This is a genomic window from Streptomyces sp. NBC_01549 (assembly GCF_026339955.1).
Taxonomy (GTDB): Bacteria; Actinomycetota; Actinomycetes; order Streptomycetales; family Streptomycetaceae; genus Streptomyces.
On sequence record NZ_JAPEPW010000001.1, the window covers coordinates 1,409,552 to 1,435,888 of the forward strand.

The 26,337-nt window shown below is 69.9% G+C and carries 28 protein-coding genes; 16 read left to right on the forward strand and 12 right to left on the reverse strand.

Annotated elements, in window-relative coordinates; all coding sequences use genetic code 11:
• Nucleotides 1-16 precede the first annotated feature (16 nt).
• Nucleotides 17-952 (reverse strand): rhomboid-like protein, encoded by a 936-nt coding sequence (locus OG819_RS05940; protein WP_266628521.1) that lies wholly within the window; start codon nt 950-952, stop codon nt 17-19.
• 287 nt (nt 953-1,239) lie between these two features.
• Here OG819_RS05940 and OG819_RS05945 point away from each other — a divergent pair, with 287 nt between their 5' ends.
• From OG819_RS05945 to OG819_RS05965, 5 genes are all read left to right on the forward strand, one after another.
• Nucleotides 1,240-1,917 carry a spermidine synthase gene (locus OG819_RS05945; RefSeq protein ID WP_266634663.1) on the forward strand — a complete coding sequence of 226 codons (678 nt, stop codon included), beginning with the start codon at nt 1,240-1,242 and terminating at the stop codon, nt 1,915-1,917.
• Nucleotides 1,918-2,030: 113 nt separating this feature from the next.
• Nucleotides 2,031-2,768, forward strand: a complete 738-nt coding sequence (locus tag OG819_RS05950; RefSeq protein WP_266431556.1) for a response regulator transcription factor — start codon at nt 2,031-2,033, stop codon at nt 2,766-2,768.
• 86 nt (nt 2,769-2,854) lie between these two features.
• Nucleotides 2,855-3,958, forward strand: coding sequence for a HAMP domain-containing sensor histidine kinase (locus OG819_RS05955; RefSeq protein WP_266628519.1), 1,104 nt, complete (start codon nt 2,855-2,857; stop codon nt 3,956-3,958).
• Between the two features lie 282 nt (nt 3,959-4,240).
• Nucleotides 4,241-8,035: a multifunctional oxoglutarate decarboxylase/oxoglutarate dehydrogenase thiamine pyrophosphate-binding subunit/dihydrolipoyllysine-residue succinyltransferase subunit gene (locus OG819_RS05960; protein WP_266648355.1), complete on the forward strand. Its 3,795-nt coding sequence runs from the start codon at nt 4,241-4,243 to the stop codon at nt 8,033-8,035.
• Between the two features lie 227 nt (nt 8,036-8,262).
• Nucleotides 8,263-8,445, forward strand: coding sequence for a DUF6104 family protein (locus OG819_RS05965; RefSeq protein ID WP_005312030.1), 183 nt, complete (start codon nt 8,263-8,265; stop codon nt 8,443-8,445).
• A gap of 25 nt (nt 8,446-8,470) precedes the next feature.
• Here the strand turns inward: OG819_RS05965 and OG819_RS05970 are convergent, their stop codons facing one another.
• Nucleotides 8,471-9,298: a hypothetical protein gene (locus tag OG819_RS05970; protein ID WP_266628514.1), complete on the reverse strand. Its 828-nt coding sequence runs from the start codon at nt 9,296-9,298 to the stop codon at nt 8,471-8,473.
• 233 nt (nt 9,299-9,531) lie between these two features.
• On the opposite strand from OG819_RS05970, the gene OG819_RS05975 reads away from it, so the two are divergent.
• Together OG819_RS05975 and OG819_RS05980 are read left to right on the forward strand one after the other, a co-directional pair.
• Nucleotides 9,532-10,407 carry a DUF4097 family beta strand repeat-containing protein gene (locus tag OG819_RS05975; RefSeq protein WP_266648356.1) on the forward strand — a complete coding sequence of 292 codons (876 nt, stop codon included), beginning with the start codon at nt 9,532-9,534 and terminating at the stop codon, nt 10,405-10,407.
• A gap of 1 nt (nt 10,408) precedes the next feature.
• Nucleotides 10,409-11,452, forward strand: a complete 1,044-nt coding sequence (locus tag OG819_RS05980; protein WP_266648358.1) for a PadR family transcriptional regulator — start codon at nt 10,409-10,411, stop codon at nt 11,450-11,452.
• A gap of 95 nt (nt 11,453-11,547) precedes the next feature.
• Here OG819_RS05980 and OG819_RS05985 read toward each other — a convergent pair whose 3' ends face one another.
• From OG819_RS05985 to OG819_RS06000, 4 genes are all read right to left on the reverse strand, one after another.
• Nucleotides 11,548-12,114 carry a Clp protease N-terminal domain-containing protein gene (locus tag OG819_RS05985; RefSeq protein ID WP_266648360.1) on the reverse strand — a complete coding sequence of 189 codons (567 nt, stop codon included), beginning with the start codon at nt 12,112-12,114 and terminating at the stop codon, nt 11,548-11,550.
• Nucleotides 12,114-12,323: a helix-turn-helix domain-containing protein gene (locus OG819_RS05990; protein ID WP_121405930.1), complete on the reverse strand. Its 210-nt coding sequence runs from the start codon at nt 12,321-12,323 to the stop codon at nt 12,114-12,116. Before OG819_RS05990 ends, OG819_RS05985 begins: the two co-directional genes overlap by 1 nt.
• A gap of 113 nt (nt 12,324-12,436) precedes the next feature.
• Nucleotides 12,437-13,402, reverse strand: a complete 966-nt coding sequence (locus OG819_RS05995; RefSeq protein WP_266431576.1) for a zinc-binding dehydrogenase — start codon at nt 13,400-13,402, stop codon at nt 12,437-12,439.
• Between the two features lie 355 nt (nt 13,403-13,757).
• Nucleotides 13,758-15,029, reverse strand: a complete 1,272-nt coding sequence (locus OG819_RS06000; RefSeq protein WP_266648361.1) for an NADP-dependent malic enzyme — start codon at nt 15,027-15,029, stop codon at nt 13,758-13,760.
• 540 nt (nt 15,030-15,569) lie between these two features.
• On the opposite strand from OG819_RS06000, the gene OG819_RS06005 reads away from it, so the two are divergent.
• From OG819_RS06005 to OG819_RS06015, 3 genes are read left to right on the forward strand one after another with little or no spacing between them, the layout of a single operon-like run.
• Nucleotides 15,570-16,535, forward strand: a complete 966-nt coding sequence (locus OG819_RS06005) for an ABC transporter substrate-binding protein (RefSeq protein ID WP_266628503.1) — start codon at nt 15,570-15,572, stop codon at nt 16,533-16,535.
• Between the two features lie 33 nt (nt 16,536-16,568).
• Nucleotides 16,569-17,498: an amino acid ABC transporter permease gene (locus OG819_RS06010; protein ID WP_266431582.1), complete on the forward strand. Its 930-nt coding sequence runs from the start codon at nt 16,569-16,571 to the stop codon at nt 17,496-17,498.
• The gene (locus tag OG819_RS06015; protein ID WP_323138168.1) at nt 17,495-18,295 is read left to right on the forward strand and encodes an amino acid ABC transporter ATP-binding protein; all 801 of its coding nucleotides are present in this window, start codon (nt 17,495-17,497) and stop codon (nt 18,293-18,295) included. The genes OG819_RS06010 and OG819_RS06015 overlap by 4 nt, the downstream gene beginning before the upstream one ends.
• Before the next feature lie 93 nt (nt 18,296-18,388).
• Here the strand turns inward: OG819_RS06015 and OG819_RS06020 are convergent, their stop codons facing one another.
• A complete protein-coding gene (locus OG819_RS06020; RefSeq protein WP_266628501.1) occupies nt 18,389-19,177 on the reverse strand; it encodes a trans-aconitate 2-methyltransferase in 789 nt (262 codons plus the stop codon).
• A gap of 110 nt (nt 19,178-19,287) precedes the next feature.
• Between OG819_RS06020 and OG819_RS06025 the strand changes: the two genes are divergently transcribed.
• Nucleotides 19,288-19,917 (forward strand): CGNR zinc finger domain-containing protein, encoded by a 630-nt coding sequence (locus tag OG819_RS06025; RefSeq protein WP_266628499.1) that lies wholly within the window; start codon nt 19,288-19,290, stop codon nt 19,915-19,917.
• Here OG819_RS06025 and sodX read toward each other — a convergent pair.
• Nucleotides 19,821-20,255: a nickel-type superoxide dismutase maturation protease gene (sodX, locus tag OG819_RS06030; protein ID WP_266628497.1), complete on the reverse strand. Its 435-nt coding sequence runs from the start codon at nt 20,253-20,255 to the stop codon at nt 19,821-19,823. The genes OG819_RS06025 and sodX overlap by 97 nt on opposite strands.
• A gap of 144 nt (nt 20,256-20,399) precedes the next feature.
• Between sodX and sodN the strand changes: the two genes are divergently transcribed.
• The 5 genes from sodN to OG819_RS06055 all read left to right on the forward strand — a co-directional run bounded on the left by sodN (nt 20,400) and on the right by OG819_RS06055 (nt 23,572).
• Entirely contained in the window at nt 20,400-20,795 is a 396-nt protein-coding gene (sodN, locus tag OG819_RS06035) for a superoxide dismutase, Ni (protein WP_020136639.1), read from the forward strand.
• 180 nt (nt 20,796-20,975) lie between these two features.
• Entirely contained in the window at nt 20,976-21,401 is a 426-nt protein-coding gene (locus OG819_RS06040) for a helix-turn-helix transcriptional regulator (protein ID WP_266431591.1), read from the forward strand.
• Nucleotides 21,402-21,410: 9 nt separating this feature from the next.
• Nucleotides 21,411-21,827 (forward strand): VOC family protein, encoded by a 417-nt coding sequence (locus tag OG819_RS06045; protein WP_054228118.1) that lies wholly within the window; start codon nt 21,411-21,413, stop codon nt 21,825-21,827.
• A 113-nt stretch (nt 21,828-21,940) separates the two neighbouring features.
• On the forward strand, nt 21,941-22,795 hold the full coding sequence (locus OG819_RS06050; protein WP_266648364.1) for a hypothetical protein: 855 nt from the start codon (nt 21,941-21,943) through the stop codon (nt 22,793-22,795).
• Nucleotides 22,796-22,813: 18 nt separating this feature from the next.
• On the forward strand, nt 22,814-23,572 hold the full coding sequence (locus tag OG819_RS06055; protein ID WP_266648366.1) for a VOC family protein: 759 nt from the start codon (nt 22,814-22,816) through the stop codon (nt 23,570-23,572).
• Nucleotides 23,573-23,586: 14 nt separating this feature from the next.
• Here OG819_RS06055 and OG819_RS06060 read toward each other — a convergent pair whose 3' ends face one another.
• From OG819_RS06060 to OG819_RS06075, 4 genes are all read right to left on the reverse strand, one after another.
• Entirely contained in the window at nt 23,587-23,922 is a 336-nt protein-coding gene (locus tag OG819_RS06060; RefSeq protein WP_266648368.1) for a DUF952 domain-containing protein, read from the reverse strand.
• A 150-nt stretch (nt 23,923-24,072) separates the two neighbouring features.
• Nucleotides 24,073-24,339, reverse strand: coding sequence for a hypothetical protein (locus tag OG819_RS06065; RefSeq protein ID WP_266628488.1), 267 nt, complete (start codon nt 24,337-24,339; stop codon nt 24,073-24,075).
• 76 nt (nt 24,340-24,415) lie between these two features.
• Entirely contained in the window at nt 24,416-25,018 is a 603-nt protein-coding gene (locus tag OG819_RS06070; protein WP_266648370.1) for a GNAT family N-acetyltransferase, read from the reverse strand.
• 213 nt (nt 25,019-25,231) lie between these two features.
• A complete protein-coding gene (locus OG819_RS06075; protein ID WP_266634661.1) occupies nt 25,232-26,278 on the reverse strand; it encodes a family 2 encapsulin nanocompartment cargo protein polyprenyl transferase in 1,047 nt (348 codons plus the stop codon).
• Nucleotides 26,279-26,337 lie beyond the last annotated feature (59 nt).

The window sequence follows — 26,337 nt, forward strand, 5'->3', positions numbered from 1 at the left end:
AGATGCGGTTGCAGTACTAGGCGGCGGCCTTGTCAGGCGTCTGAGCCGTGGGTACGGCGGCGGGGGCGATGGGGTCGGTGGCCGCCGCCGTACGGGCGCGGCGCCAGCTGCGGACCAGCGGCCAGGTCGACACCCCGATCACCAGGGACATCAGGTGCCCCCAGTCCGTCATCGGGTCGGCGAATTCGATCAGGCCCCCGACGACTGTCGAGCCGAAGGCGACCAGCAGCGGCCAGCGCAGCCAGGGCCTCAGCAGCCCGGCGAGCGCGCCGACGCTCGTGGCGACGCCGAAGCTGATGCCGTAGTCGAGGCGGTGCAGGGAGCTGTCGGGAAGGCCTCCCGCCAGCACGGAAAGACCGACGGGCACCTCGGTGGCCAGCGTGGCCACGACGTGCCCGAGCAGGAAGACACCGGCGGCCCGCAGCCCGCCTATCCGTCGCTCCAGCGCGGTCAGCACCACCATGAATCCGATGGCGTACGGCGAGATGATCCCGCCCGCCATCCACAGCGCGCTGGCCAGCAGCACCAGCACCGGCTCGCGTACGAGGTGCGCGACGTCGGTGCTGGAACCCTGGTGCAAGGCGTGGACGAGGGCGGGGTCCGCGTAGTCGGTGACCATCGCGGTGACGGTGAGCACGGCCGCGTAGCCGAAGGTGAACGGCGTTCCGGTGGGGGTGGGCAGCACTCGCCAGGGACGGAGCACCCGAAGCAGGGCGAGAGCACGGGAAACCGGTGGAGCGGGAGGAGCGGGAGGAGTGAGAGGGGCGACCACTGGGGGTGCCGTCGCCGGGCGGGCGGTGGGCGGCACGGCCGTCGCGCCGCGCTGTCGCGGCACTCCGTCCAGCAGAAGCGTGCCCGCCTGTGGGTCCTTGAGCGCGGTATCGGCCGAGGAGGCCGCCGAGGCCGTGGTCGTCGCCACTGCCGTCGCCGTCGCGGTGGTGCTCCGGTCCAAGGTGAGGGGCTCCTTCCGTCCCGCCCCACCCTTGGGGGCTCGCGGCGCCGCTGTCTATGACGGACGCCACGCGAGAGGCGATTCACAGCAACCCGACAAGCGCGTACGGCGTCCGCGGTCGCCCCGTCCGCACACGAGTCCGAGCCGGTCCGTACGGGCGTCCGACGGCAACCCCGTGAAGGCGGACCGCGGCCGCCCGAACCTGTACGTACGGGCGTGGGCCGAACTTCTGCCCCCCGAGGGTTAATTCGGCTGCCCATCCTGCTGAAAGTGCCAGGATGGAAGCCATGACTGCCTCGTACGACATCCCTGTGGTCATCGATCGCCGGGAAGGCCCTTACGGCGAGGTCGTGTTGCGGCGCCATGGCGCGCTGCTGCAGATCATCGCCAACGGGTGCTTCCTGATGGACACCTCCGACGGTCGCTCGGAGCGGCTGCTCGTCGACGCCGCGCTGGACGCCCTGGACGGACGGGCGGGGCCACGTGTGCTGATCGGGGGGCTCGGTGTCGGGTTCTCACTGGCACACGCCGCCGCGAACCCGCGCTGGGGGCACATCACCGTCGTCGAACGCGAAGGGGCCATCATCGACTGGCACCGCGACGGACCGCTGTCAAAACTCTCCGCGGCGGCGCTCGCCGACCCCCGGACCGAGGTCGTGAAAGCCGACCTGCTCACTCACGTCAATGAGATTTCCGCCACGTACGACGCGCTGTGCCTCGACATCGACAACGGGCCCGACTGGACCGTAACCGAGGACAACAACGGGCTGTACGGACCGGCCGGACTGACAAGCTGCGCAAGGGCGTTGAAGCCGGGCGGGGTACTGGCCGTGTGGTCGGCGCAGCCCTCTCCGGAATTTGAAGGAACGCTGCGGAATGCCGGATTCCGACAGGTGCGTACCGAAGAGATCCCCGTTGCCCGGGGCGTTCCGGACGTCGTCCATCTCGCGGTCGGGCCTGGATAGCCGAGCGAAGGTGACTGCCCGTACCCTGCTTCCCTGGCGCAGATCATTCAAGCGTCAAGCGCAGTCATGGGATCACCCCACGGATTCCGGAAAGCACACTTCAGGGGCGGGCGATGGAGCAGACACACACCTCGCACAACGGCACGGCGGCCACGCCGGGCGCTCAGCGCCGGGTGCTGGTGGTCGAGGACGACCCGACGATCGTCGACGCCATCGCGGCCCGCCTGCGAGCCGAGGGATTCCTCGTGCAAACCGCGGGCGACGGACCGGCCGCCGTCGACACAGCACAGGCCTGGCAGCCCGACCTGCTGATCCTCGACATCATGCTGCCCGGCTTCGACGGCCTGGAGGTCTGCCGACGTGTGCAGGCCCAGCGCCCGGTGCCGGTGCTGATGCTCACCGCGCGCGACGACGAGACCGACATGCTGGTCGGGCTCGGCGTCGGCGCCGACGACTACATGACCAAGCCGTTCTCGATGCGCGAGCTCGCCGCACGCGTGCACGTCCTGCTGCGCCGGGTCGAGCGGGCCGTGGTGGCCGCCTCGACGCCGCGCAGCGGGATCCTGCGCCTCGGCGAGCTGGAGATCGACCACGCGCAGCGCCGGGTACGGGTGCGCTCGGAGGACGTGCACCTCACGCCCACCGAATTCGACCTCCTGGTGTGTCTCGCCAACACCCCGCGCGCGGTACTCTCCCGCGAGCAGTTGCTGGCCGAGGTCTGGGACTGGGCGGACGCCTCGGGCACGCGGACCGTGGACAGCCACATCAAGGCGCTGCGCCGGAAGATCGGCGCCGAGCGGATCCGTACCGTCCACGGCGTGGGCTACGCGCTGGAGACCCCGACTCCCTGAGCCGGGTCTCCGCGGGGACCAGGGACCTCATGTAGGGGGCTGATGTCATGAGCGGGCTCGGTGAAGCGGGCAGGACCACAGGTGTTGTGAGCGGTACCGGCGAGCCGGGCCGCGGCGAGGGGTTCTGGGGCTCCGTGCGCCCCTTCTCGATCAAGACCAAGCTGGGCGCGCTGGTCGTCATCTCCGTGCTCATCACCACGGGTCTGTCGATGATCGCGGTGCACACCAAGACGGAGCTCCGCTTCATCACGGTCTTCTCGATGATCGCCACACTGCTCATAACGCAGTTCGTGGCCCATTCGCTCACCGCGCCGCTGGACGAGATGAACACGGTCGCCCGGTCCATCTCGCACGGCGACTACACCCGCCGGGTGCGCGACGACCGGCGGGACGAGCTGGGCGACCTGGCCCAGACGATCAACCTCATGGCCGACGAGCTGGAGGCTCAGGACCGCCAGCGCAAGGAACTCGTGGCGAATGTCTCGCACGAGCTGCGCACCCCCATCGCGGGCCTGCGCGCGGTCCTGGAGAACGTCGTGGACGGCGTCTCGGCCGCCGACCCCGAAACGATGCGTACGGCCCTGAAGCAGACGGAGCGGCTGGGCCGGCTGGTCGAGACACTGCTGGACCTCTCCAGGCTGGACAACGGCGTCGTACCCCTGCGCAGGCGCCGTTTCGAGGTGTGGCCGTACCTGTCCGGCGTGCTCAAGGAGGCCAACATGGTCGCCTCCGCGCGCGCGGGCATCGCCTCGGGCTCCGGCAGCCACACCCGCACCGACGTCCATCTGCACCTCGACGTGTCCCCGCCGGAGCTGACCGCGCACGCGGACCCGGAGCGGATCCACCAGGTCGTGGCGAATCTCATCGACAACGCCGTCAAGCACAGCCCGCCGCACGGCCGGGTGACGGTCAAGGCACGACGCGGCGACTGCCCGGAGTCACTGGCCCTGGAGGTCCTGGACGAAGGCCCCGGAATTCCGCAGTCGGAGTGGCACCGGGTCTTCGAGCGCTTCAACCGCGGCGGGGTTCCTTCGCCGCACGGCCCGGGCAGCGACGGCGGTACGGGCCTCGGGCTCGCCATCGCCCGCTGGGCGGTCGATCTGCACGGCGGGCGGATCGGCGTGGCCGAATCCCAGCGGGGCTGCCGGATCCAGGTCACCCTTCCAGGGCTTCCTTCTCTGCCAAGTTGACGTAAAGTTCGAACCGGAGCCACAAGATCCATCGTCGTCCCGTGCTCGTGGACACGTGTGATCAGGCAGAGGGCCGCGTGAGTCGTACCGCGACCCAGGATCGACGTACCCGTTCCGGGCCGAAACCCCGCTTGTTTCCCGCCAATTCCGTCCCCGAAACGCGCTTTCCGATGTGACTTACACGACGTTGGACCGGTCCGGCCTGACCTTCTCGGCCATAGGGGCGTAGCCTTAATTCCCGCTGTCCATCACCTTGTGAAGCGGAAGAGGGCGGTTGCCGCCGTGTCGCCACAGTCCCCCAGTAACTCGAGCATCTCGACCGATGACCAAGCCGCCGGGAAGAACCCCGCGGCCGCGTTCGGTGCGAACGAATGGCTCGTCGACGAGATCTATCAGCAGTACCTCCAGGACCCGAATTCGGTAGACCGAGCCTGGTGGGACTTCTTCGCCGATTACAAGCCGGGGGCGCCAGCCGCCTCGGCTCCGGCGGGTACTGCGGCCGCGGGGGCCGCAGAGACCACCACGGCGGTTCCCGCCACACCTGCCGCTCCGGCAGCCCCTGCCGCGCCCGCCGCCCCGGTCCAGGCCGCTCCCGCGGCTCCTGTGCCCGCTCCGGCCGCGCCGAAGCCCGCTGCCGCCGCCCCGGCCCCCGCGAAGGCCGCCCCGGCCGCCGCGGGGCCGAAGGCCGAGCCCGCGACCGAGGCCCCCGAGGGTCCCGAGTACGTGACGCTGCGTGGCCCCGCCGGTGCCGTCGCGAAGAACATGAACGCCTCCCTCGAGCTGCCCACGGCCACCTCCGTGCGCGCGGTCCCGGTGAAGCTGCTCTTCGACAACCGCATCGTCATCAACAACCACCTGAAGCGCGCCCGGGGCGGGAAGATCTCCTTCACCCACCTCATCGGCTACGCGATGGTGCAGGCCATCAAGGCCATGCCGTCGATGAACTGGCACTACGCGGAGAAGGACGGGAAGCCCACCCTCGTCAAGCCGCCGCACGTCAACTTCGGCCTCGCCATCGACCTGGTGAAGCCCAACGGTGACCGCCAGCTCGTCGTCGCCGGCATCAAGAAGGCCGAGACGCTGAACTTCTTCGAGTTCTGGCAGGCCTACGAGGACATCGTCCGCCGCGCCCGCGACGGCAAGCTGACGATGGACGACTTCACCGGTGTCACGGTCTCCCTGACCAACCCCGGCGGCCTCGGCACCGTCCACTCCGTCCCGCGTCTGATGCCCGGACAGTCGGTCATCATGGGCGTCGGCTCCATGGACTACCCGGCGGAGTTCCAGGGCACCTCCCAGGACACCCTGAACAAGCTCGGCATCTCGAAGGTCATGACGCTCACGTCGACCTACGACCACCGGGTGATCCAGGGCGCCGCCTCGGGCGAGTTCCTCCGGATCGTCGCGAACCTGCTGCTCGGCGAGAACGGCTTCTTCGACGAGATCTTCGAGGCGCTGCGCATCCCCTACGAGCCGGTCCGCTGGCTCAAGGACATCGACGCCAGCCACGACGACGACGTCACGAAGGCCGCCCGCGTCTTCGAGCTGATCCACTCCTACCGGGTCCGTGGCCACGTCATGGCCGACACCGACCCGCTGGAGTACCGCCAGCGCAAGCACCCCGACCTCGACATCACCGAGCACGGGCTCACCCTGTGGGACCTGGAGCGCGAGTTCGCGGTCGGCGGTTTCGCCGGCAAGTCCCTGATGAAGCTGCGCGACATCCTCGGCGTGCTGCGCGACTCCTACTGCCGCACCACCGGCGTGGAGTTCATGCACATCCAGGACCCGAAGCAGCGCAAGTGGATCCAGGACCGCATCGAGCGCCCGCACACCAAGCCGGAGCGCGAGGAGCAACTGCGCATCCTGCGCCGGCTGAACGCGGCGGAGGCCTTCGAGACCTTCCTGCAGACGAAGTACGTCGGCCAGAAGCGCTTCTCCCTGGAGGGCGGCGAGTCCGTCATCCCGCTGCTCGACGCGGTGATCGACTCGGCCGCCGAGTCCCGCCTCGACGAGGTCGTCATCGGCATGGCCCACCGCGGCCGCCTGAACGTCCTCGCCAACATCGTCGGCAAGTCGTACGCGCAGATCTTCCGCGAGTTCGAGGGCAACCTCGACCCGAAGTCGATGCACGGCTCCGGCGACGTGAAGTACCACCTGGGCGCCGACGGCACCTTCACCGGCCTGGACGGCGAGCAGATCAAGGTCTCGCTGGCCGCGAACCCCTCCCACCTGGAGACGGTCGACCCGGTCATCGAGGGCATCGCCCGCGCCAAGCAGGACATCATCAACAAGGGCGGCACCGACTTCACCGTCCTGCCGGTCGCCCTGCACGGTGACGCGGCCTTCGCGGGCCAGGGCGTGGTCGCCGAGACGCTGAACATGTCGCAGCTGCGCGGCTACCGCACGGGCGGCACCGTCCACATCGTCATCAACAACCAGGTCGGCTTCACGGCGGCGCCCGAGTCCGCGCGTTCTTCGATGTACGCGACCGACGTGGCCCGCATGATCGAGGCGCCGATCTTCCACGTGAACGGCGACGACCCCGAGGCCGTCGTCCGCGTCGCTCGCCTGGCCTTCGAGTTCCGCCAGGCGTTCAACAAGGACGTCGTCATCGACCTCATCTGCTACCGCCGCCGCGGACACAACGAGTCCGACAACCCGGCGTTCACGCAGCCGCTGATGTACGACCTGATCGACAAGAAGCGCTCGGTGCGCAAGCTCTACACCGAGTCCCTGATCGGCCGCGGCGACATCACCCTCGAAGAGGCCGAGCAGGCGCTGCAGGACTTCCAGGGCCAGCTGGAGAAGGTCTTCACCGAGGTCCGCGAGGCTGTCTCGCAGGCCGTCCAGGTGCAGATCCCGGACCCGCAGGCGCAGTTCCCGGTGGCCGTGCAGACCGCGGTCTCCCAGGAGGTCGTGAAGCGGATCGCCGAGTCCCAGGTCAACATCCCCGACCACGTCACCGTGCACCCGCGACTGCTCCCGCAGCTGCAGCGCCGGGCGACGATGATCGAGGACGACACGATCGACTGGGGCATGGGCGAGACCCTCGCCATCGGCTCGCTCCTCCTGGAGGGCACCCCGGTCCGGCTGTCGGGCCAGGACTCCCGCCGCGGCACGTTCGGCCAGCGCCACGCGGTCCTGATCGACCGGGTCACGGGCGAGGACTTCACCCCGCTCCAGTACCTCTCCGACGACCAGGCCCGCTACAACGTCTACGACTCGCTGCTCTCCGAGTACGCGGTCATGGGCTTCGAGTACGGCTACTCGCTGGCCCGCCCCGACGCCCTCGTGATGTGGGAGGCGCAGTTCGGCGACTTCGTCAACGGCGCGCAGTCGGTCGTCGACGAGTACATCTCGGCGGCGGAGCAGAAGTGGGGCCAGACGTCCGGCGTCACGCTCCTGCTTCCGCACGGCCTGGAGGGCCAGGGCCCGGACCACTCCTCGGCCCGCATCGAGCGCTTCCTCCAGCTGTGCGCGCAGAACAACATGACGGTCGCCCAGCCGACGCTCCCGTCGAACTACTTCCACCTCCTGCGGTGGCAGGTGCACAACCCGCACCACAAGCCGCTGGTGGTCTTCACCCCGAAGTCGATGCTGCGCCTCAAGGCCGCCGCGTCGAAGACGGAGGAGTTCACCACGGGCGCCTTCCGTCCCGTCATCGGCGACGACTCGGTCGACGCCGCGGCGGTCCGCAAGGTCGTCTTCTGCGCCGGCAAGCTGTACTACGACCTCGATGCCGAGCGGCAGAAGCGCGGCGTCACGGACACGGCGATCATCCGCATTGAGCGCCTGTACCCGCTCGCGGGTGCCGAGCTCCAGGCGGAGATCGCCAAGTACCCGAACGCCGAGAAGTACCTGTGGGCCCAGGAGGAGGCGGCGAACCAGGGAGCGTGGCCGTTCATCGCCCTCAACCTGATCGACCACCTGGACCTGGCCGTCGGCGCCGACGTCCCGCACGGCGAGCGTCTGCGCCGTATCTCCCGCCCGGCGTCCTCGTCGCCGGCCGTGGGCTCGGCGAAGCGGCACCAGGCCGAGCAGGAGCAGCTGGTGCGTGAGGTGTTCGAGGCGTAGCCCTCGACGAACGCGACTCCGGCGAAGGGCCCGGCCTCCGAAACCGCTTCGGAGACCGGGCCCTTCCCTCTGCCGCCTTGCCGTGGTGCGCCACGTCGAGGTGGCACGGGGCCGAAGCGGCGGGCGTGCGGCCGGGACGATCCGGCCGGAGGCCCTCCAGCCGGATCGCGGTCCCACTTATCCTTTTCTCAGCGTTCCCCTTCACTTTCACCGACGGAGCACCATCCATGTACTTCACCGACCGTGGCATCGAGGAACTGGAGAAACGGCGCGGCGAGGAGGAGGTCACCTTCGAGTGGCTCGCCGAGCAGCTGCGTACGTTCGTCGACCTCAATCCGGACTTCGAGGTGCCGGTGGAGCGGTTGGCGACGTGGCTGGCGCGGCTGGACGACGAGGACGACGAGGAGTAGGCCCCGACGGTCGCGAGCGGGGGCGTCAGTCGAAGGCGTGCAGATGGTCGTACGCGAGTCCGAGCGCCCCGTGGAGCATCAGGAGCGTCCCCGCGACGATCCAGCCGGCACTGTGGCGGCGTACGCCCCATAGGGTCAGCGGCAGCCCGGCGGCCAGCTGCCCGGTCGCGAGGACCCGGGCCCTGCGCCCGCGCCGCCGGGAACCCGTACCGGCGCCTTCGACCGCCTCCAGTTCCGCCCGGACCGCCGCACGCCACCCGTTCCACTCGATCTGCTCCGCACCGGGCTGGACACGGGCCACCTCGAGGAGCCGGTCGGCGCGCTCCCCGGGGCCCAGCCCGGCCGGAAGCAGCACCCCCGCGCGCGTGAGGACCGAGAGCAGCCGCCGCATGCGCGCGCGGGCGTCCACCCCGGAGTCCGGCCTGGTCAGTGGGTCGAGGGCCGGCATGTCGAGGACCGGGTCGAGGCCGAGCCGCGCGGCGAAGGTGCTCATCGCCTCGTCCTCACCGACCGGGGTGCCGTTCTCCAGCCATTCGTAGCCCACACAGCGCCTGAAGCCCGCCGCGAGGGCGAGCCCGCTGCGGTCCGCGTCCCACCACAGGGCCAGCACGGGCCAGGGGGCGCTGACGGCGAGGGCGGTGGCCCACCCCGTGACCACCCGGTCGACGGGCTCGACGCCGTGCAGCCAGGGCTTCCCCTCGGGAACGAGCACGCTCCACTCGGGGCCCGCCCCGGTGAGCAGCATCCGCTCCCGCAACAGCTGGGCCGCCAGGCCGACGGACTCGTGCCCTGCCCGGCAGAGCAGCAGGGCACCGGTGGCCTTGGCCGGGGACGAGTCGGGCGTTGTGGACATGGACACACGGTAGATCGACCAGGGGTCGAATTGCCCGCTTTACCCGTCAAGCCCCCACCGCTCACCCTCAAACCCCGGCCGCAGGGGCCCCACTTCCCCCAAATGAGCGCCTTGACTTTCCGCAACCGCGATATATCGTGAATGAGGGAAGACGCGATATGGCGCGTCGAGTCCAGATTACGTCGAGTCCAGACGCGCGCCCGGTCTGGTCGGCTCGTTGGGAGGTCTGCACCATGTCCGAGTGGTCCGTCGCAGAGCCGAGGAAGCTCACCTTCGACGACCCGGTGACGGCACTTCATGTGCGCGTCGTCAATGGAACGGTGAACGTCGTGGGGACCGACGAGGGTTCCGCCCGGCTCGAGGTTTCCGAGCTGGAGGGCCCGCCGCTGCTCGTGACCTTGCAGGACGGCACGCTCACCGTGGCGTACGAGGACCTGCCCTGGAAGGGCTTCCTCAAGTGGCTGGACCGCAAGGGCTGGCGCCGCAGCGCCGTCGTCACGCTGGCGGTCCCGGCCGGCGCCCCCGTCGAGGTGGGCGTGGTCGGCGCCGCCGCCGTGGTCTCCGGGATGGAGGACCGGGTGGAGGTCAAAGGCGTGACGGGCGACACGGCCCTCGTACGGATCGCCGGCCCCGTCCGCGTGGACACCGTCTCCGGGAGCCTGGAGGCCCAGGCCGTCACCGGCGACCTCCGCTTCAACTCCGTCTCCGGCGACCTGACCGTGATCGAGGCCTCGGGCTGCTCCGTGCGCGCCGAGTCGGTGACCGGCTCGATGATCGTGGACATCGACCCCACGGGCACCCCCACCGACGTCCAACTGTCGAACGTCTCGGGGGAGATCGCCATTCGCCTCCCGCACCCCGCGGACGCCGAGGTGGAGGCCAACACCACGAGCGGCACGGTCTCCAGTGCCTTCGAGGACCTCCGGGTCAGCGGCCAGTGGGGCGCCAAGAAGATCACCGGCCGACTGGGAGCGGGCAACGGCAAGTTGAAGGCGATGACCGTCTCCGGTTCCATCGCCATGCTCCGCAGGCCGACAACGGAGGACGAGCCGTACGAGGACGGGTCGTCCGCTTCTCCGGGGACCCCGACCGACAAGAAGGTGCTCTGACATGCCTCCCGTCTTCGCGCACGGCCGCCTGCGTCTCTACCTGCTGAAGCTGCTGGACGAGGCCCCGCGCCACGGGTACGAGGTGATCCGGCTCCTGGAGGAGCGCTTCCAGGGGCTGTACGCACCGTCGGCAGGCACCGTCTACCCCCGGCTGTCGAAGCTGGAGGCGGAAGGACTGGTCACCCACACCACCGAGGGCGGCCGCAAGGTGTACGCGATCACGGACGCGGGCCGCGCCGAGCTGGCCGACCGCAGCGGTGAACTGGCCGATCTGGAGCTGGAGATCCGCGAGTCGGTCGCGGAGCTCGCCGCGGAGATCCGTTCCGATGTACGGGGCGCGGCGGGCGATCTGCGCCGGGAGATGCGGGCGGCGGCCACCGAGGCGCGGCGCGGCGGCAAGGGAGGCGCCGGCGAACACGAAGGGCCCGCGGGTGATTTCGGGGACTTCGGGGACAAGGAGTCCTGGCGGGCCGCGAAGGAGGAGATGCGGCGGGTCAAGCAGGAGTGGAAGGAGCAGAACCGGCGCGCGAAGGACGAGAGCCGGCGGGCCCGCGACGAGGCGCAGCGCGCACGGCGCCAGGCCAAGGAGGCGCAGGAGGAGATGCAGCGCATGGCCAAGCGGGTCCAGGAGCAGGTCCAGGACCGCTTCGCGCGCGGCGACTGGCCGAACGGGGTCCGTGAGGGGCTGAGTGAACTGGCCAAGGAATTCGGCGACTTCGGGAAGACCTTCGGCAAGGACTTCGGCAGGGACTTCGGCTTCGGCCGCGCGGGTACGGCGGCCACCGGGACGACGAAGCCCGAGTACGCCGAGTACACGGACACTCCGGAGGACTTCCCGGCCGACTACGCACCCTCCTGGGCCCACGAGAACTCCACCGGCGACCCCGCCCGTGACCTCGACCGCCTCCTGGACCGCTTCCGCGACGACATCCGTGACGCGGCCCGCGATCACGGAGTGACGGAGGACCAACTCCGTGCGGCCCGCCGTCACTTGTCGACCGCGGCGGCACACATCGGGGCCGCGTTGCGCACGCCGAAGAGCTGACACCCGGCGCGGCCAGGGCTCTTCGAGGCCGAGGAGAGCCCCTGGGCTCCGGCCGGAGGATCCCGGGGAAACCCCCGGCCTCCAAGGCCTGTCGCTCACCCTGCCTCGGCCTCCCCGCCGCCGTACAGCACACGCGTCAGGGCCTCATAGGTGACCCCGTGGTCGGCGAGCACCTCCGCCGGCACACCGGGCCGGGCGGTCAGGGCCATCAGCAGATGCTTGTCGCCGATGTGCCGGTCATGACGGGCGAGCGCCACACGAAGGGACTGCGTCAGCACCTCCTTGGCCCCCGGTGCGAACGGCCGACGCCTGGACAGCCGCCCGCCACCACCCCCCTTCCCCGGCCCCAGCGCCCCGCCCCCGTGCGCCTCCTCCACCCTGGAGACGATCTCCGAGACGTCGATCCCGAGCCCGGAGAGCGCCTCCGCCTCGGCGCGGGACAGCCCACCCCGCCGGCGCGCCTCGGCAAGCGCCCGTTCCATCGAGTCACGCCGGCCGGCCGCCCCGAGCGAGGCCAGGGCGAACGAGCCACGGCTGCCCTCTCGATCGAGGAGCGCGAGGAGCATGTGCTCCTCGTCCACCGCCCCTGCACCCGCTCGTTCGGCGTGCCCGACCGCTCCCTCGACCACGGCCCGGGCGTCTTTCGTGAATCGCTCGAACATCACTGCCTCCCGTACTTCTTGTGCACGGCCTGCCTGCTCACTCCGAGTTCCGCGGCGATCTCCTGCCACGACCAGCCCTGATTGCGCGCGCTGCGCACCTGCACCGCCTCCAACTGCTCCAGCAGCCTCCGCAGCGCGGAGACCGCCCGCAGTCCGACGCGCGGATCGCGATCACCCGCGCGCTCGGCGAGATCCGTTGCTTCGGTCATGCTGTCAATCTACGTTGACAACAGGTCGACGTCAACCAGAGTTGACAGCGGCACGCGAAACGGCGGGCCCGAAAACTCCCGGGCCCGCCGCAACCACCCCGAACTACTACCCCTCATCCCACCGTAAGGACGATCTTCCCGAACTGGTCACCCGACTCCAGCCGCTCGAACCCCTCCCGGGCCCGATCCAGCGGAAGCACCTCATCGATGACGGGTCGCACACCCGTGGCGGCACAGAAGGACAGCAGATCCTCCAGCTCGTCCTTGGTGCCCATCGTGGAGCCGACGACCTTGAGTTCCAGGAAGAAGACGCGGGTGAGCTCGGCGTGCGAGGGGCGGTCTCCGCTCGTCGCGCCCGAGATGACCAGCGTGCCGCCGGGCCGCAGCGACTTGATGCTGTGCGACCAGGTGGCCGCACCGACCGTCTCGATGACCGCATCCACCCGCTGCGGCAGCCGTGCGCCGGACTCCAGGGCCTCCACGGCCCCGAGCTCGACCGCCCGTTTGCGCTTGGCCTCGTCGCGGCTGGTGGCGAAGACCCGAAGACCGGCGGCCTTGCCGAGCACGATCGCGGCGGTCGCCACGCCGCCGCCGGCGCCCTGGACGAGGACGGAGTCGCCGGGCCGTACCCCGGCGTTGGTGAACAGCATGCGGTACGCCGTCAGCCATGCGGTCGGCAGACAGGCGGCCTCCTCGAAGGAGAGCTCCTTGGGCTTGGGGATGACGTTCCATGTCGGGACGGAGACCTGTTCGGCGAACGTGCCCTGATAGCGCTCGGTGAGGATGGAGCGGGGCTCCTTCGGGCCCACCCCGTACCCCGTCTGCCCGATGACCGAGTGCAGCACGACTTCGTTGCCGTCCTCGTCGACGCCGGCCGCGTCGCATCCGAGGATCATCGGCAGCTTGTCCTCGGAGAGACCGACGCCGCGCAGGGACCAGAGGTCATGGTGGTTCAGGGACGCGGCCCTGACGTTCACGGTGGTCCAGCCCGGCCTCTGCTCGGGGGCCGGGCGCTCCCCCAACTCCAGGCCACTGAGCGGCTGGTCACGGTCAATGCGGGTGGCGTAGGCAGCGAACATGACCTTGACGATAGGCTCCGCCCCCGCCCGACGGAACCACGTCCCCCTGTGACACACGTCCCGCCACCCCCACGCCCTACGTCACACCGGGTTCCTTTCCATCCGGGGTGGATGGTGGGTGGGGTGGGTCGCGAATGGGTTGGGGCGGACGGTGGGTGGGGCCGCGGACGGTGGAGGGGGCGGATGCGTTCGGCTGCGGGCGAGTGGGGGCCGGTCGCGCAGTTCCCCGCGCCCCTTGGCCGGGGCTTGCGGGTAGGGGCGGCGGGGGCGAGGAAAGGTACCCGGACGGGTCAATCCGGGACAAAAAAACAGGGCCCCGCCGGGAGCAACCCGGCGAGGCCCTGGGGCCGCCGCGTCAGCGGCGGGCAACCCCCTCAGCCCGAGCAGCCGCGGCCACCGCCGCGGTAACCGCAGGAGCCACCCGCTCATCGAACGGCGACGGAATCACGTAATCCGCGGCAAGGTCGTCCCCGACCACCGCAGCCAACGCCTCCGCCGCCGCGATCTTCATCCCCTCGGTGATCCGAGACGCCCGCACCTGCAGCGCCCCCGCGAAGATCCCGGGAAACGCCAGCACGTTGTTGATCTGGTTCGGGAAGTCCGACCGCCCGGTGGCGACCACGGCCGCGTACTTGTGGGCGATCTCGGGGTGCACCTCGGGGTTCGGGTTGGCCATGGCGAAGACGAAGGCCCCCTCGGCCATCGACGCCACCGCCGGCTCCGGCACCGTACCGCCGGACACGCCGATGAAGACGTCCGCACCCGCGAGCGCGGACTCCAGCGACCCCGTGAGCCCCGCCTTGTTGGTGATCCCGGCGAGCTCCCGCTTGACGTCGGTCAGGTCGTCCCGGTCCGCGGAGACGATGCCCTTGCGGTCCGCGACCGCGACGTCACCGATCCCGGCCTCCAGCAGGAACTTGGCGATGGCGACCCCGGCCGCCCCAGCCCCCGAGATCACCGCACGCAGATCACCCAGCGTCCGCCCGGTCAGCTTCGCCGCGTTCCGCAGCGCCGCCAGGGTGACGATCGCGGTCCCGTGCTGGTCGTCGTGGAAGACCGGAATGTCCAGCCGCCCCTGGAGCTTGCGCTCGATCTCGAAGCACCGCGGCGCCGAGATGTCCTCCAGGTTGACGCCCCCGAACGAGGGAGCGAGCCGGACCACGGTCTCCACGATCTCGTCGACGCCCGTGCAGTCCAGCGCGATCGGCACGGCATCGACCCCGCCGAACTGCTTGAACAGAATGGCCTTGCCCTCCATCACGGGAAGGGAGGCCTCCGGGCCGATGTCACCGAGTCCGAGGACCGCCGTGCCGTCCGTCACCACAGCCACGACGGACGACTTCCACGTGTAGTCGTGGACGAGCTCGGGCTGCTCGGCGATGGCGCTGCACACCTTCGCCACACCTGGCGTGTACGCCAGGGACAGGTCGTCCTTGTCACGGACGGGCACGGTGGCCTGCACGGCCATCTTGCCGCCACGGTGCAGCGCAAAGGCAGGGTCGAAGTCGAGGGAGTCGACACTGTCGGAACCGACGGTGTCGACGGAGCCGGCGGAATTGACCGGCTCCACGTCGCCTTCAAGACCCGTACTGCTGTCGCTGCGAGGATTGACGATCTCCGCTGCCACTTTGTTTTACCCCTTAAGTCTTCATTGTCTGAGGGTGACCACTCCTGGTTGAGGGGTGGGCGGGCACCGCGTGACCCTGCCGCCGTGGTTGCGTACGGGCGGATACGCGACGGACGCGCCGCACACGCGCCCTGAGCCCCGGATGAGGGGTGTAAAGAACCTTCTTACCGGACGGACCAGGTCGGCGACGAGTCCATACCGCGAAGCTCACACGCCGGTGACATGACTCATACCTGGATATGTGGACAAGTCCAAGACTTGACCTCAAGACACCACGAGTGCGGAGTAGTGCCGACCCGCATCCTGAGGTGCGCCGAAGATCTTCCGGCCGAAAGGAAGGATTCCCGCACAAGGTCCGGCTCTGATGGAGCCGTCCGCGGCGGCTCGGGGGTCACCCGTTATCCGATTTTGACATAGCGAGTCCCTCGAAGCGCGCAGTCCGAATGGCAAGATGCCGTCATCACACGAGGTCGCGACACCCAAAGGTGCGTGTTCTCGTCGACCCATCGGCAACTCCCTCATCCGCCGGAGGAACCCACCATGACCGCAAGCTCCACCCGTCGTACGACCGCCGCACAGTCCCGGATAGCAGCGGTCGGTGCGATCGCGGTCGCCGGGGCCCTGGTCCTCACCGGCTGCGGTGACCAGACGGACAAGAGCAGCAGCTCGGACACGTCGTCGTCCTCCTCCTCCTCGGCCCCGCTCGCCGACAAGCTCCCCAAGGACATCAAGGACGCGGGCGTCGTCAAGGTGGGCTCCGACATCGCCTACCCGCCGGTCGAGTACATGCAGAGCGGCAAGGCTGTCGGCATCGACCCGGACATCGCGGACGCCCTCGGCAAGCAGCTGGGTGTGAAGTTCGAGTTCCAGAACGGCAAGTTCGACCAGCTCATTGTCGGCCTGCAGTCCAAGCGCTTCAACGCGATCATGTCGGCGATGAACGACACCAAGGACCGCCAGAACGGCATCGACTCGGACACCGGCAAGAAGGCCGGCAACGGCATCGACTTCGTCGACTACTTCACCGCCGGCACCTCGATCCTCGTCCAGAAGGGCAACCCCAAGGGCATCAAGACCCTGGACGACCTGTGCGGCAAGGTGGTCGCCCTGCAGAAGGGCACGACGTCCGAGGGCATCGCCAAGACGCAGAGCACGAAGTGCAAGACGGACGGCAAGAAGGCCATCACGCTGCAGACCTTCGACACCGACCCCGAGGCGCTGCTCCGCCTGAAGCAGGGCGCGTCCGTCGCGGACCTGAACGACTTCCCGGTCGCGGCCTACAACGCCAAGACCTCTGGCGGTGGCAAGGACTTCGAGGTCGTCGGCGACCAGATCGAGGCCGGCCCGTACGGCATCGGTGTCAGCAAGGAGAGCACCCAGCTGCGGGACGCCCTCCAGGCGGCCATGAACGCGATCATCAAGAACGGCGAGTACACCAAGATCCTGCAGAAGTGGAACGTCACGGACGGCGCGGTGACCGAGGCCAAGATCAACGGCGGCTCCTGACCCTGCCTGACGCAACACTGAAGGGCAGTCACTGTGACTGACACTGTCGACAAGACTCCGGCGCCCGCCGTGCCGCCGGAGCAGATCAAGGCCATCCCGGTGCGCCACTACGGCCGCTGGGTGGCCGGCGCGGTGATCGTCGCGCTGCTGGTGCTGATCGGGATCGCGTTCTCCAACGCGAAGATCAACTACAGCATCATCCCGGACTACCTCACGGACAGCACGATCCTGTCCGGCGTCTGGCACACGCTGTACATCTCCGTGCTGGCCATGCTGCTCGGACTCGTCCTCGGCGTGATCCTCGCGGTGATGCGGATGTCGTCGAATCCGGTCACCAGCACCGTGGCCTGGTTCTACGTCTGGTTCTTCCGCGGCACTCCGGTGCTGGTGCAGCTGCTTCTCTGGTACAACATCGCGCTCGTGTTCCCCATCCTCAACCTGGGGTTCTACAAGGACGAGATGAACCAGGTGATGACGCCGTTCCTGGCGGCCCTGCTGGGTCTCGGCCTGAACGAGGCCGCCTACATGTCCGAGATCGTCCGGGCCGGCATCCAGTCCGTGGACGAGGGACAGACCGAGGCCTCGCACGCGCTGGGCATGACCCAGGGCAAGACGCTGCGCCGCGTGATCCTCCCGCAGGCCATGCGGGTGATCGTGCCGCCGACCGGCAACGAGTTCATCAACATGCTGAAGACCTCGTCGCTCGCCTACGCGGTCCAGTTCAACGAACTCATCAAGCGGGCCCAGGACATCTCCAGCACCTCGCTCGCGGTCGTCGAGCTCTACTTCGTGGCGTCGATCTGGTACCTGATCCTGACCAGCATCTTCAGCGTCTTCCAGTACTACTTGGAACGCCGTTACGCCCGCGGATCGTCGCGCAACCTGCCGCCGACCCCGTTGCAGCGCCTGAAGAAGAACCTCCGTCTGTTCGGTTCCTTCCGCCGCCCGGAGGTGGCCCGATGAGCAGTCTCAGCAAGGACGTCGCCAAGAGCACGGGTGGCGGCCCGATGGTCAAGGCCGAGGGCGTGCACAAGTCCTTCGGGCTCGCGCACATCCTCAAGGGCATCGACCTGGAGGTGAACCCGCGCGAGGTGTTCTGCCTGATCGGCCCGTCCGGTTCGGGCAAGTCCACCTTCCTGCGGTGCATCAACCACCTGGAGAAGATCAGCGCCGGCCGGCTGTACGTCGACGGCGACCTGGTCGGCTACCAGCAGAAGGGCGACAAGCTCTACGAGCTGAAGGAGCGCGAAGTAGCCGCCCAGCGGCGGGACATCGGCATGGTGTTCCAGCGCTTCAACCTCTTCCCGCACATGACGGCGCTGGAGAACGTCATGGAGGCGCCGGTCCAGGTCAAGGGCGAGTCCAAGGCCGTTGCCCGGGAGCGGGCGCAGCGCCTGCTGGACCGGGTCGGACTCGGCGACCGGGTCGGGCACTACCCCTCCCAGCTGTCCGGCGGCCAGCAGCAGCGCGTCGCCATCGCCCGCGCGCTGGCGATGGAACCGAAGCTGATGCTCTTCGACGAGCCGACCTCGGCACTCGACCCGGAGCTCGTCGGCGAGGTGCTCGACGTCATGCGGGACCTCGCGGAGGACGGCATGACGATGATCGTCGTCACGCACGAGATGGGCTTCGCCCGTGAGGTCGGCGACTCGCTGGTCTTCATGGACGACGGTGTGGTGGTCGAATCCGGCCACCCCAGGGACGTCCTGACGAACCCGCAGCACGAGCGGACGCAGTCGTTCCTTTCCAAGGTGCTCTGAGCCACGGAGAACGGGGAAGGGGCGGTACGGGATTCCCGTACCGCCCCTTCATCGTTCGATCCCGCGCGTGGGGCCCAGGGCTGCCCTAGGGGCCTACTTCACTGCCAGCACCAGCGAGTCGGACGGCGAGCGCCACACCGGCCGGGCCTCCGCGAAGCCCTTCTCCCGCAGCACGCGCGCGTGCCACTCGACGGACGGCATGTCGCCGTCGGCGTGCTCCCCGTAGATCTCGAAGCGGCGGGCGGTCGGAGCGGCGAGGACGGGGTCCTGCGCCGCCAGTTCCCACCACGCGGCCCAGTCGGGCACCCCGCTCGCCCTGGCCTGGTCCATACGGGCGTGCCGCTGGGCGCGCTCGGCCGCGTTGATCCGGGGTGTGGACTCGTCGATCATGTGGTCGGCGTTCATGAAGACACCGCCGTCGCGGACGAGTTCCGCGATCTGACCGTAGAGGACCGCGAGGGGTTCGCTGTGCAGCCAGTGCAGGGCGGTGGCGGTCAGGACGGCGTCGTACGACTCGTACGGCAGTCGGGTCACCCACTGCGGATCCTTGAGGTCGGCCGCGACGAAGGAGACCCTCTCGTCGCCCGCGAAGGTGCCCTCGGCGATGGTGAGCAGCGCCGGGTCGAGGTCGACGCCGGTGCTGGTGGCCTTCGGGAAGCGGTCGAACAGCCGGGCCGTGATGGTGCCGGTGCCGCAGGCGAGGTCGAGGACGCGCGGCTCCGGGCCGACCAGGGCCTCGACCATGTCGAGCATCACCCGGAAGCGCTCCTCGCGGTCCGGCATGTACCACTCCTGTTGGCGGTCCCAGCTCCGCTGCCAGGCGTGCCAGTCGGCTCCGTTGCCGTGGGTCTCGTTGCTGTCGATTCCGGTGCCGACGGTCATGGAAGCCCCTTCTGAGTTCGTCTTCACTCGCCCGCGTAATACCCTGGAAGTGCAATCGGCCGTTACCTGACCGCACGCACGACGATAGAGCGCCACCGTAAGGACTACAAGTGGAACTGGCCTATTACTCGGATTACGCGGTACGCCTCGTCAACACCGAGGAGCCGACCCGGGGCAAGGACTCGCTCACCTCGGTCGAGGCGGTCCGGGACCTCTTCGGAGGGAACTCCTCGGCGGCCCGCCGCGCCACGGACGCGGACGTCACCCGCTTCCGGTCGGTCCGCGGCCGGCTGCGCGCGGTCTTCGAGGCGGCCGACGGCGGCGACGAGACCCTGGCCGTGGACCTGCTGAACTCACTCCTCCTGGAGTTCCCCGTCAGCCCGCAGATCTCCGGGCACGACCACCGGGACGACGACGGGCGCCCGCTGTGGCACATGCACCTGGCGGACCACCCGTCGAACGCGACGGCGGGCTACGCGGCGATCGCCGCCATGGGACTCGCCTTCCATCTCACGTCGTACGGCGTGGACCGCCTCGGTCTCTGCGAGGCGACCCCCTGCCGCAACGCGTACCTGGACACGTCGACGAACCGCTCCCGGCGCTACTGCTCGGACCGCTGCGCGACCCGCGCCAACGTGGCCGCCTACCGGGCCCGCAAACGCCTGGAGGCCGACCGGTCGGAGAGCACCGGCCTGGCGGCGGCGAGCACCCAGCGGACGAGTGCGAACGGCGAGCGCTGACCCGGCAGGTGGGGCCGGTAGCGGAATCGCACCTTCCCGAGGACGAGGTCCTCGGGAACCGTCCCGTAGTCGGTGCTGTCCCCACCCGCGTAGGCGTTGTCCCCGAGTACCCACCAACCCCCCTCCCGCCGTTCCGCGATCCGCTTCACGACCAGCAGGTCCTGCTGGAACGGATGGCGCAGAACGACCACGTCGCCGGGCCTGACCCGGGCCCCGTACTGCACGACGAGCCGATCTCCGTGCTGGAGCGTGGGCACCATGGAGGGCCCCCTCACCTCGGCCGCCCCGAACGGCAGCACGGCCCTCCCACGCTCGGTCTCCTGCGACAGCTCCGGCATCACCGGCACCTCCCCGGTCCATCCTCCACCAGTCCCAGTTTCACCCTGGACTTTTGTCCTAAGCCCATGGGGGCACTCGAGAAAAGACGTCTCCCACGGAGTAATGTCCCACCTGAGAAGACGATCACGAGGAAGGACAGCTCAATGCTCTCCCGCCTGTTTGCCCCCAAGGTCAAGGTCAGCGCGCACTGCGACCTGCCCTGCGGTGTGTACGACCCGGCCCAGGCCCGCATCGAGGCGGAGTCGGTGAAGGCCGTCCAGGAAAAGATGGCCGCCAACGACGACCCGCACTTCCAGGCCCGCGCCACCGTCATCAAGGAGCAGCGCGCCGAGCTCGCGAAGCACCACGTGTCGGTGCTCTGGAGCGACTACTTCAAGCCCCCGCACTTCGAGAAGTACCCGGAGCTGCACCAGCTGGTCAACGACACCCTGAAGGCCCTCTCGGCCGCCAAGGCGTCCACGGACCCGGCCACGGGCCAGAAGGCGCTGGACTACATCGCCCAGATCGACAAGATCTTCTGGGAGACCAAGAAGGCTTGATCCTTGCCCAGGCCGTCTGACCCGCGTTTTCGCGGGTCGCATCGCCTACCTGTCCGCACCCGGTCCGCAGGCCGCCGAGCACGGCGTCCATGACGGAGCGGGTGCGGTCTTCTTTTCTCGATGCGGCCCGACGCCCCGAGTCACCGGTGCCCTGTCAGTGGCGCGTGCCATTCTGAACGAATGACTCTGGAGGATCTGGTCCGGCTGCGCCGGGCACGCGACCGGATGGACCGCGAGTACGCGGAGCCGCTGGACGTCGCCGCGCTCGCGCGCACCGCGCTGATGTCACCCGGGCACTTCCAGCGGAGCTTTCGGGCGGCGTACGGGGAGACGCCGTACACCTATCTGATGACCCGCCGAATAGAGCGGGCCAAGGCCCTGCTGCGGCGGGGTGACCTGACGGTCACGGAGGTCTGCCTCGCCGTGGGCTGTACCTCGCTCGGTTCGTTCAGCTCCCGCTTCACGGAGCTGGTCGGCGAGACCCCGAGCGCGTACCGGGCCCGGCCTCACGACCACGGCGCGCCGATCCCGCCGTGCGTGGCCCAGCGCCTCACCCGCCCGACCCGCCACCGCAATCCTGAAGCGGAACCGGGTACACGCCTCTAGCGTGGGGCCATGGACCTGAAACTCTCACAGTGCTTCATCGCCGTGGACGACCATGACAAGGCACTCGCCTTCTACCGGGACGTCCTGGGTCTGGAGGTCCGGGGCGACGTCGCCTTCGAGGGGATGCGCTGGGTGACGGTCGGCTCCCCGCTCCAGCCGGACGTCCAGATCGTCCTGGAACCCCCCGCCGCGAGCCCGGATATCTCCCCCGCCGACAAACAGGCCATGGCCGAACTCCTCGCCAAGGGCATCCTTCGCGGCGTCATCTTCTCGACCGCCGACTGCGACGCCCTCTACGAACGCGTCCGCGCCTCCGGCGCCGACGTCCTCCAGGAACCGATGGACCAGCCCTACGGCGTCCGCGACTGCGCCTTCCGCGACCCGGCGGGCAACCTCCTCCGCTTCACCGAACGCCCAGATGCCTGACCCCGGCCACCCCCGCCTCGGCCGGCGGGAGGCAGACTACGTCCGTGTGTTCCGTGGGAGCGCGTCGCCCATGGAACGGAACGTCTGAAGTCCCGCAGTCCGAGGAGTCATCGATGCCGTCCGCGCGCCCCCGCGTCCTCTACGTCAGTGACCTGGCCTACCCGGCCAAGGGGCGGCGGTACTGCGACGAGGACATCTTCCTCACCTCCCGGCTGCGCGAGGAGTTCGACCTCGCCGTATGCCACCCCCTGGACGCGAGCGCGCTGATGACCGGCTTCGACGCCGTGGTCGTGCGGAACAGCGGGCCGGTGCTGCACTACCAGGCGGAGTACGACGCGTTCCGCAAGCAGGCGGTCCTGGAAGGCGTCCGCGTGTACAACCAGCTGTCCGGCAAGGGGGACATGGCGGGGAAGGGGTACCTGCTGGAGCTCACCGCGGCGGGGTTCCCCGTCATCCCGACCATCGACCGCGCCGACGACCTCGGCCGACTGCCGGACGTCGACACCTACGTCGTGAAACCCAAGCTGGGAGCGGACTCCATCGGCCTGGAGTTCGTACCGCGCGACCGGCTGCCCGAACTGTCGTACGGCAACATCCTCGTCCAGCCGCGCATCGACTTCCGCTACGAGGTGTCCTTCTACTTCGTCGACCGCACCTTCCAGTACGCGCTGTACGCCCCTCGCCCGGACGAGCGCTGGGCCCTGGAGCCGTACGAGCCGACCGGGCCCGACCGGGAGTTCGCACAGCGGTTCGTCGACTGGAACGACATCGCGTACGGCATCCAGCGCGTCGACGCCTGCCGGGCCCCCGACGACGAGCTGCTCCTCGTGGAGCTGGAGGACCTGAACCCGTATCTGTCCCTGGACGTCCTCTCCCCCGACGCGCGGGACGCCTTCGTCTCACGGATGAAAACCTCGTTGCGCGGACTGATCGGGCAGGAGACGGTACGAGCCTCACACGGCGTCTGAGGGAGCGGGAAACGACCCATGGCTCAACCCATTCGATGGACCTACGCCTTCATCGACCGCCCCATGAAGGACTTCGCCCGCGCCTGCGGCTTCTGGACCGCCGTCACGGCGACGACACTGTCCGAACCGCGCGGTGAGCAGGGCGAGTTCGTGACCCTGCTGCCGTCCGGCACCGATGCCGGTGTCAAAGCGCAGGGCGTCGGCTCGGGCGACGGCGGCGCCCATCTCGACCTCGCCGTCGAGGACGTACGCGCGCTTGCGGAGTCGGCCCGGCGGCTCGGCGCCGAGATCGTCGCCGCCGAAGAGGGCCTGGTCGTTCTGCGTTCCCCGGGCGGTCGGCTGTTCTGCGCGGTCCGGTGGCACGGCGAGTCGGCGCGGCCACCGGTCGTCCCGGGACCCACCGGCGCCACCAGCCGCCTCGACCAGGTGTGCCTCGACGTGGCGCCCACCCGCTTCGAGGCCGAAGTCGCCTTCTGGAGCGCCCTGACCGGATGGGAGTCGCACGCCGGCGCGTTCCCCGAATTCCACCTGCTCCGGCCGCCCGCGGGGCTCCCCTTCCGCATCCTCCTGCAACGCCTCGACACGGCCCGTCCCGCCTCCGCCCACCTCGACATCGCCTGCTCGGACATCGAGGCGGTGCGCGCCCACCACGAGCGGCTCGGTGCCGTGCTCGTCGGCCACGGCGCCCGCTGGACCGTCATGCGGGACCCGGTCGGCGGCACCTACTGCCTGACCGGCCGGGACCCGGCGACAGGCAGCCTCCCGGCCCCCAGCTGATCCGACGGACAGCTCTAGGAGGCGGACTCCCACACCTCGACGTCCACCACGGCCGCCACCGGAATCGGCCCGTAGACGTGCGGGAACTCCTCGCCCCCGGGCTTGACCGCCTCGTAGCGCACCGGCACGTCCAGCCGCTCGGGGGCGATGACCAGGAGCACCAGCTCGTCGGGGCCGTCGTACCCGCCGTACAGGAAGGAGGCGACCCCGGGGACCTGGTGTCGCAGCGAGCAGTGGATGAAGGCCTCCTCCTGGAGGGTGCGGCCACGGGTGGACATCTCGTACGCGCCGGACGCGCGGGCCGCGTCCCACAGGGAGCGCTCGGTGAGGTGCAACAAGGGTTCGGACATGCCGCCACGCTAAGGCCTGTACCGCGTCCCCGGCGGCATCCAGGATGGGGCGGATGACCACCGGGTAGTTCGTGGCGCCCTCGGGGGCGGGGCAGCGGGTGACGCGTTCGGCGATCTCGGTGACCCGCTCCGGGCCGGGGCGCGCACGCATCACTTTTCCGCGGCCGACTTCCCGGGCTGCTCCCCGCGTTGCTCCCCGGGCTCCCGGGGCTCCCCGCCGGGTCCGGATCCGGTCCCCCGCACGGGCCGGGAGGCGCCGGCTCCGGACCGGGGCTCCCCGACGTACGCCTCGCACTCAGGGTTGTGGCAGGGGCCGGGACCCCATACGGGAACGAACGCGCCCAGCGTCTTGTGGCGCCGCACGACGGTGGTGACCGGCTGCCGGCAGGCGGGGCAGACATGCTCATCGGTGCCCATGACTTCAGGGTAGAGCGGGAGACGGTTCAGCGCTTCCCGCTGTACGTCCGCACGAAGACCCCGTGCCCGGGCCCGGTCAGGCTCCCCGCTCGGGCTGCGGCTCGCGCCACATCGGCCACATCCGCGGGCCGTCCGGGAGGTCGAGGGGGCGCCCGGTCAGGTCGAAGCCGAGACGCTCGTAGAGCCGGCGACTGTGGGCGTTGCTCGCCTCGAGATAGGCGGGCAGGCCCTCGCGGTCGCAGCGGTCGAGGACCGACCGGACGAGCGCGGTGCCGAGGCCCTCGCCCTGGCGCTCCGGCGCCACCCCGATCATCCACAGGTACTCGTGGGCGCGGCCCGCGGGGTGGATCCCGGCCGTCAGCCGGCCTATCAGCTCGACCCGCTCGTTGTCCGGATCGACGGCCTCGCGCAGCTGTACCGGACCGTCGTCGGCGTGGCCGGCGTCGGCGGGCACGGACAGCCACAGCGCGCACGCCGTGCCGTCCTCCGTGATGTCGATGCGGCCCTCGGCGAGCACGACCTCGGTGAACATCCCCATCAACCCGGGGTGCTTGGCGCGGCGGTGCGCCGCGTCGGGAAAGACCCAGACACTCACCGGGTCGTTGTGGAACGCCTCGTCGAGCAACCGGGTGACCAGCTCCCGATCACCCTCGCCCGCCGTCCGGATCGCCACACCCATGTCCCACCCTCTCGCCTCAACCGCCGTTGACAGTACGGCTGTTGCAGCCTAAGGCCTGTCCGGGCCGGAGAGGGGCGGGCCCCGCGCACCGTGGGGATGCGCGGGACCCGCTCCGACCGGAGCCCGGTGCCGTACGGAGGTCAGGTGCCGTACGGCCCCAAAGGCCACGGGGTCTTCGACCGCCCTTCTGAAGGGTTCAACGGGTTCAACGGTTCAGTTGTTGCGCCGCGTCACGAACTCCGCGAGCGCGAGGAGGCCGCCCGCCGCCTCCGGGTCGGGGACCGCCCGGGACAGCTCGTGCATCGCCCGGGACATCCGGTCGGCCGCCTGGAGCTGCGCCCAGTCACGGCCGCCCGCCCGTTCGACGGCCAGCACCGTGCGCTCCAGCTCCCCTTCCTCGTAGGGAACTCCGTACAGCTCGGCGAGTTCCGTCGCGGCCGGGGTGCCGGAGGCGAGCGCGGCGACCACGGGCAGAGACTTCTTGCGGGCGATGAGGTCCGCCCCGGCCGGCTTGCCGGTGCGGCTCGGGTCCCCCCAGATCCCGATCACGTCGTCGATCAGCTGGAAGGCGAGCCCGGCCTCCCGGCCGAACGCGTCCAGCGCGTCGACGTCCTGCTCGTCCGCCCCCGCGTACAGCCCGCCGAGCGCGCACGCGCAGCCGAGCAGTGCGCCGGTCTTGGCCTCGGCCATGGCGAGCACCTCGTCGAGGGTGACCTCGGCGGGGCCGCGCCTCTCCATGGCCGTGTCCGCGTGCTGCCCCTCGCACAGCTCGACGACGCAGGACGAGAGCCGGGCGGCGGCGGCCTGGGACGCCGGGTGCGAGTCCTCGGCGAGCAGCCGCTGGGCGAGCGCCTGCAGGGCGTCCCCGGCGAGGATCGCGTCGGCCTCGCCGAACACGGTCCACGCGGTGGGGCGGTGTCTGCGGGTGGTGTCCCGGTCCATGATGTCGTCGTGCAGCAGCGTGAAGTTGTGGATCAACTCCACGGCGGCCGCCGCCCGCACGGCGGACGTGTGCTGACCGCCGAGCGCTCCCGCGGCGGTGAGCACCAGGGCCGGACGGATCGCCTTGCCCGCGTTGCCCACCGCCGGCGTGCCGTCCGCGTGCTCCCAGCCGAAGTGGTAGAGCGCGACCCGGCGCATGGAGCCCGGCAGCGAGTCGATGGCCCTGCGCAGCTCGGGGTCGACGGACGCCCGGGCGTGCTCCAGGATGCTCGTCGCCTCCTGTCCGTCGGGCGGACCGGGCGGGACCTGCCGTTCCATGGGCCGCCCGTCCGTGGGACCACCGTCCTTGGGACCGCTGTCCACGGTCCTGCCGTCCA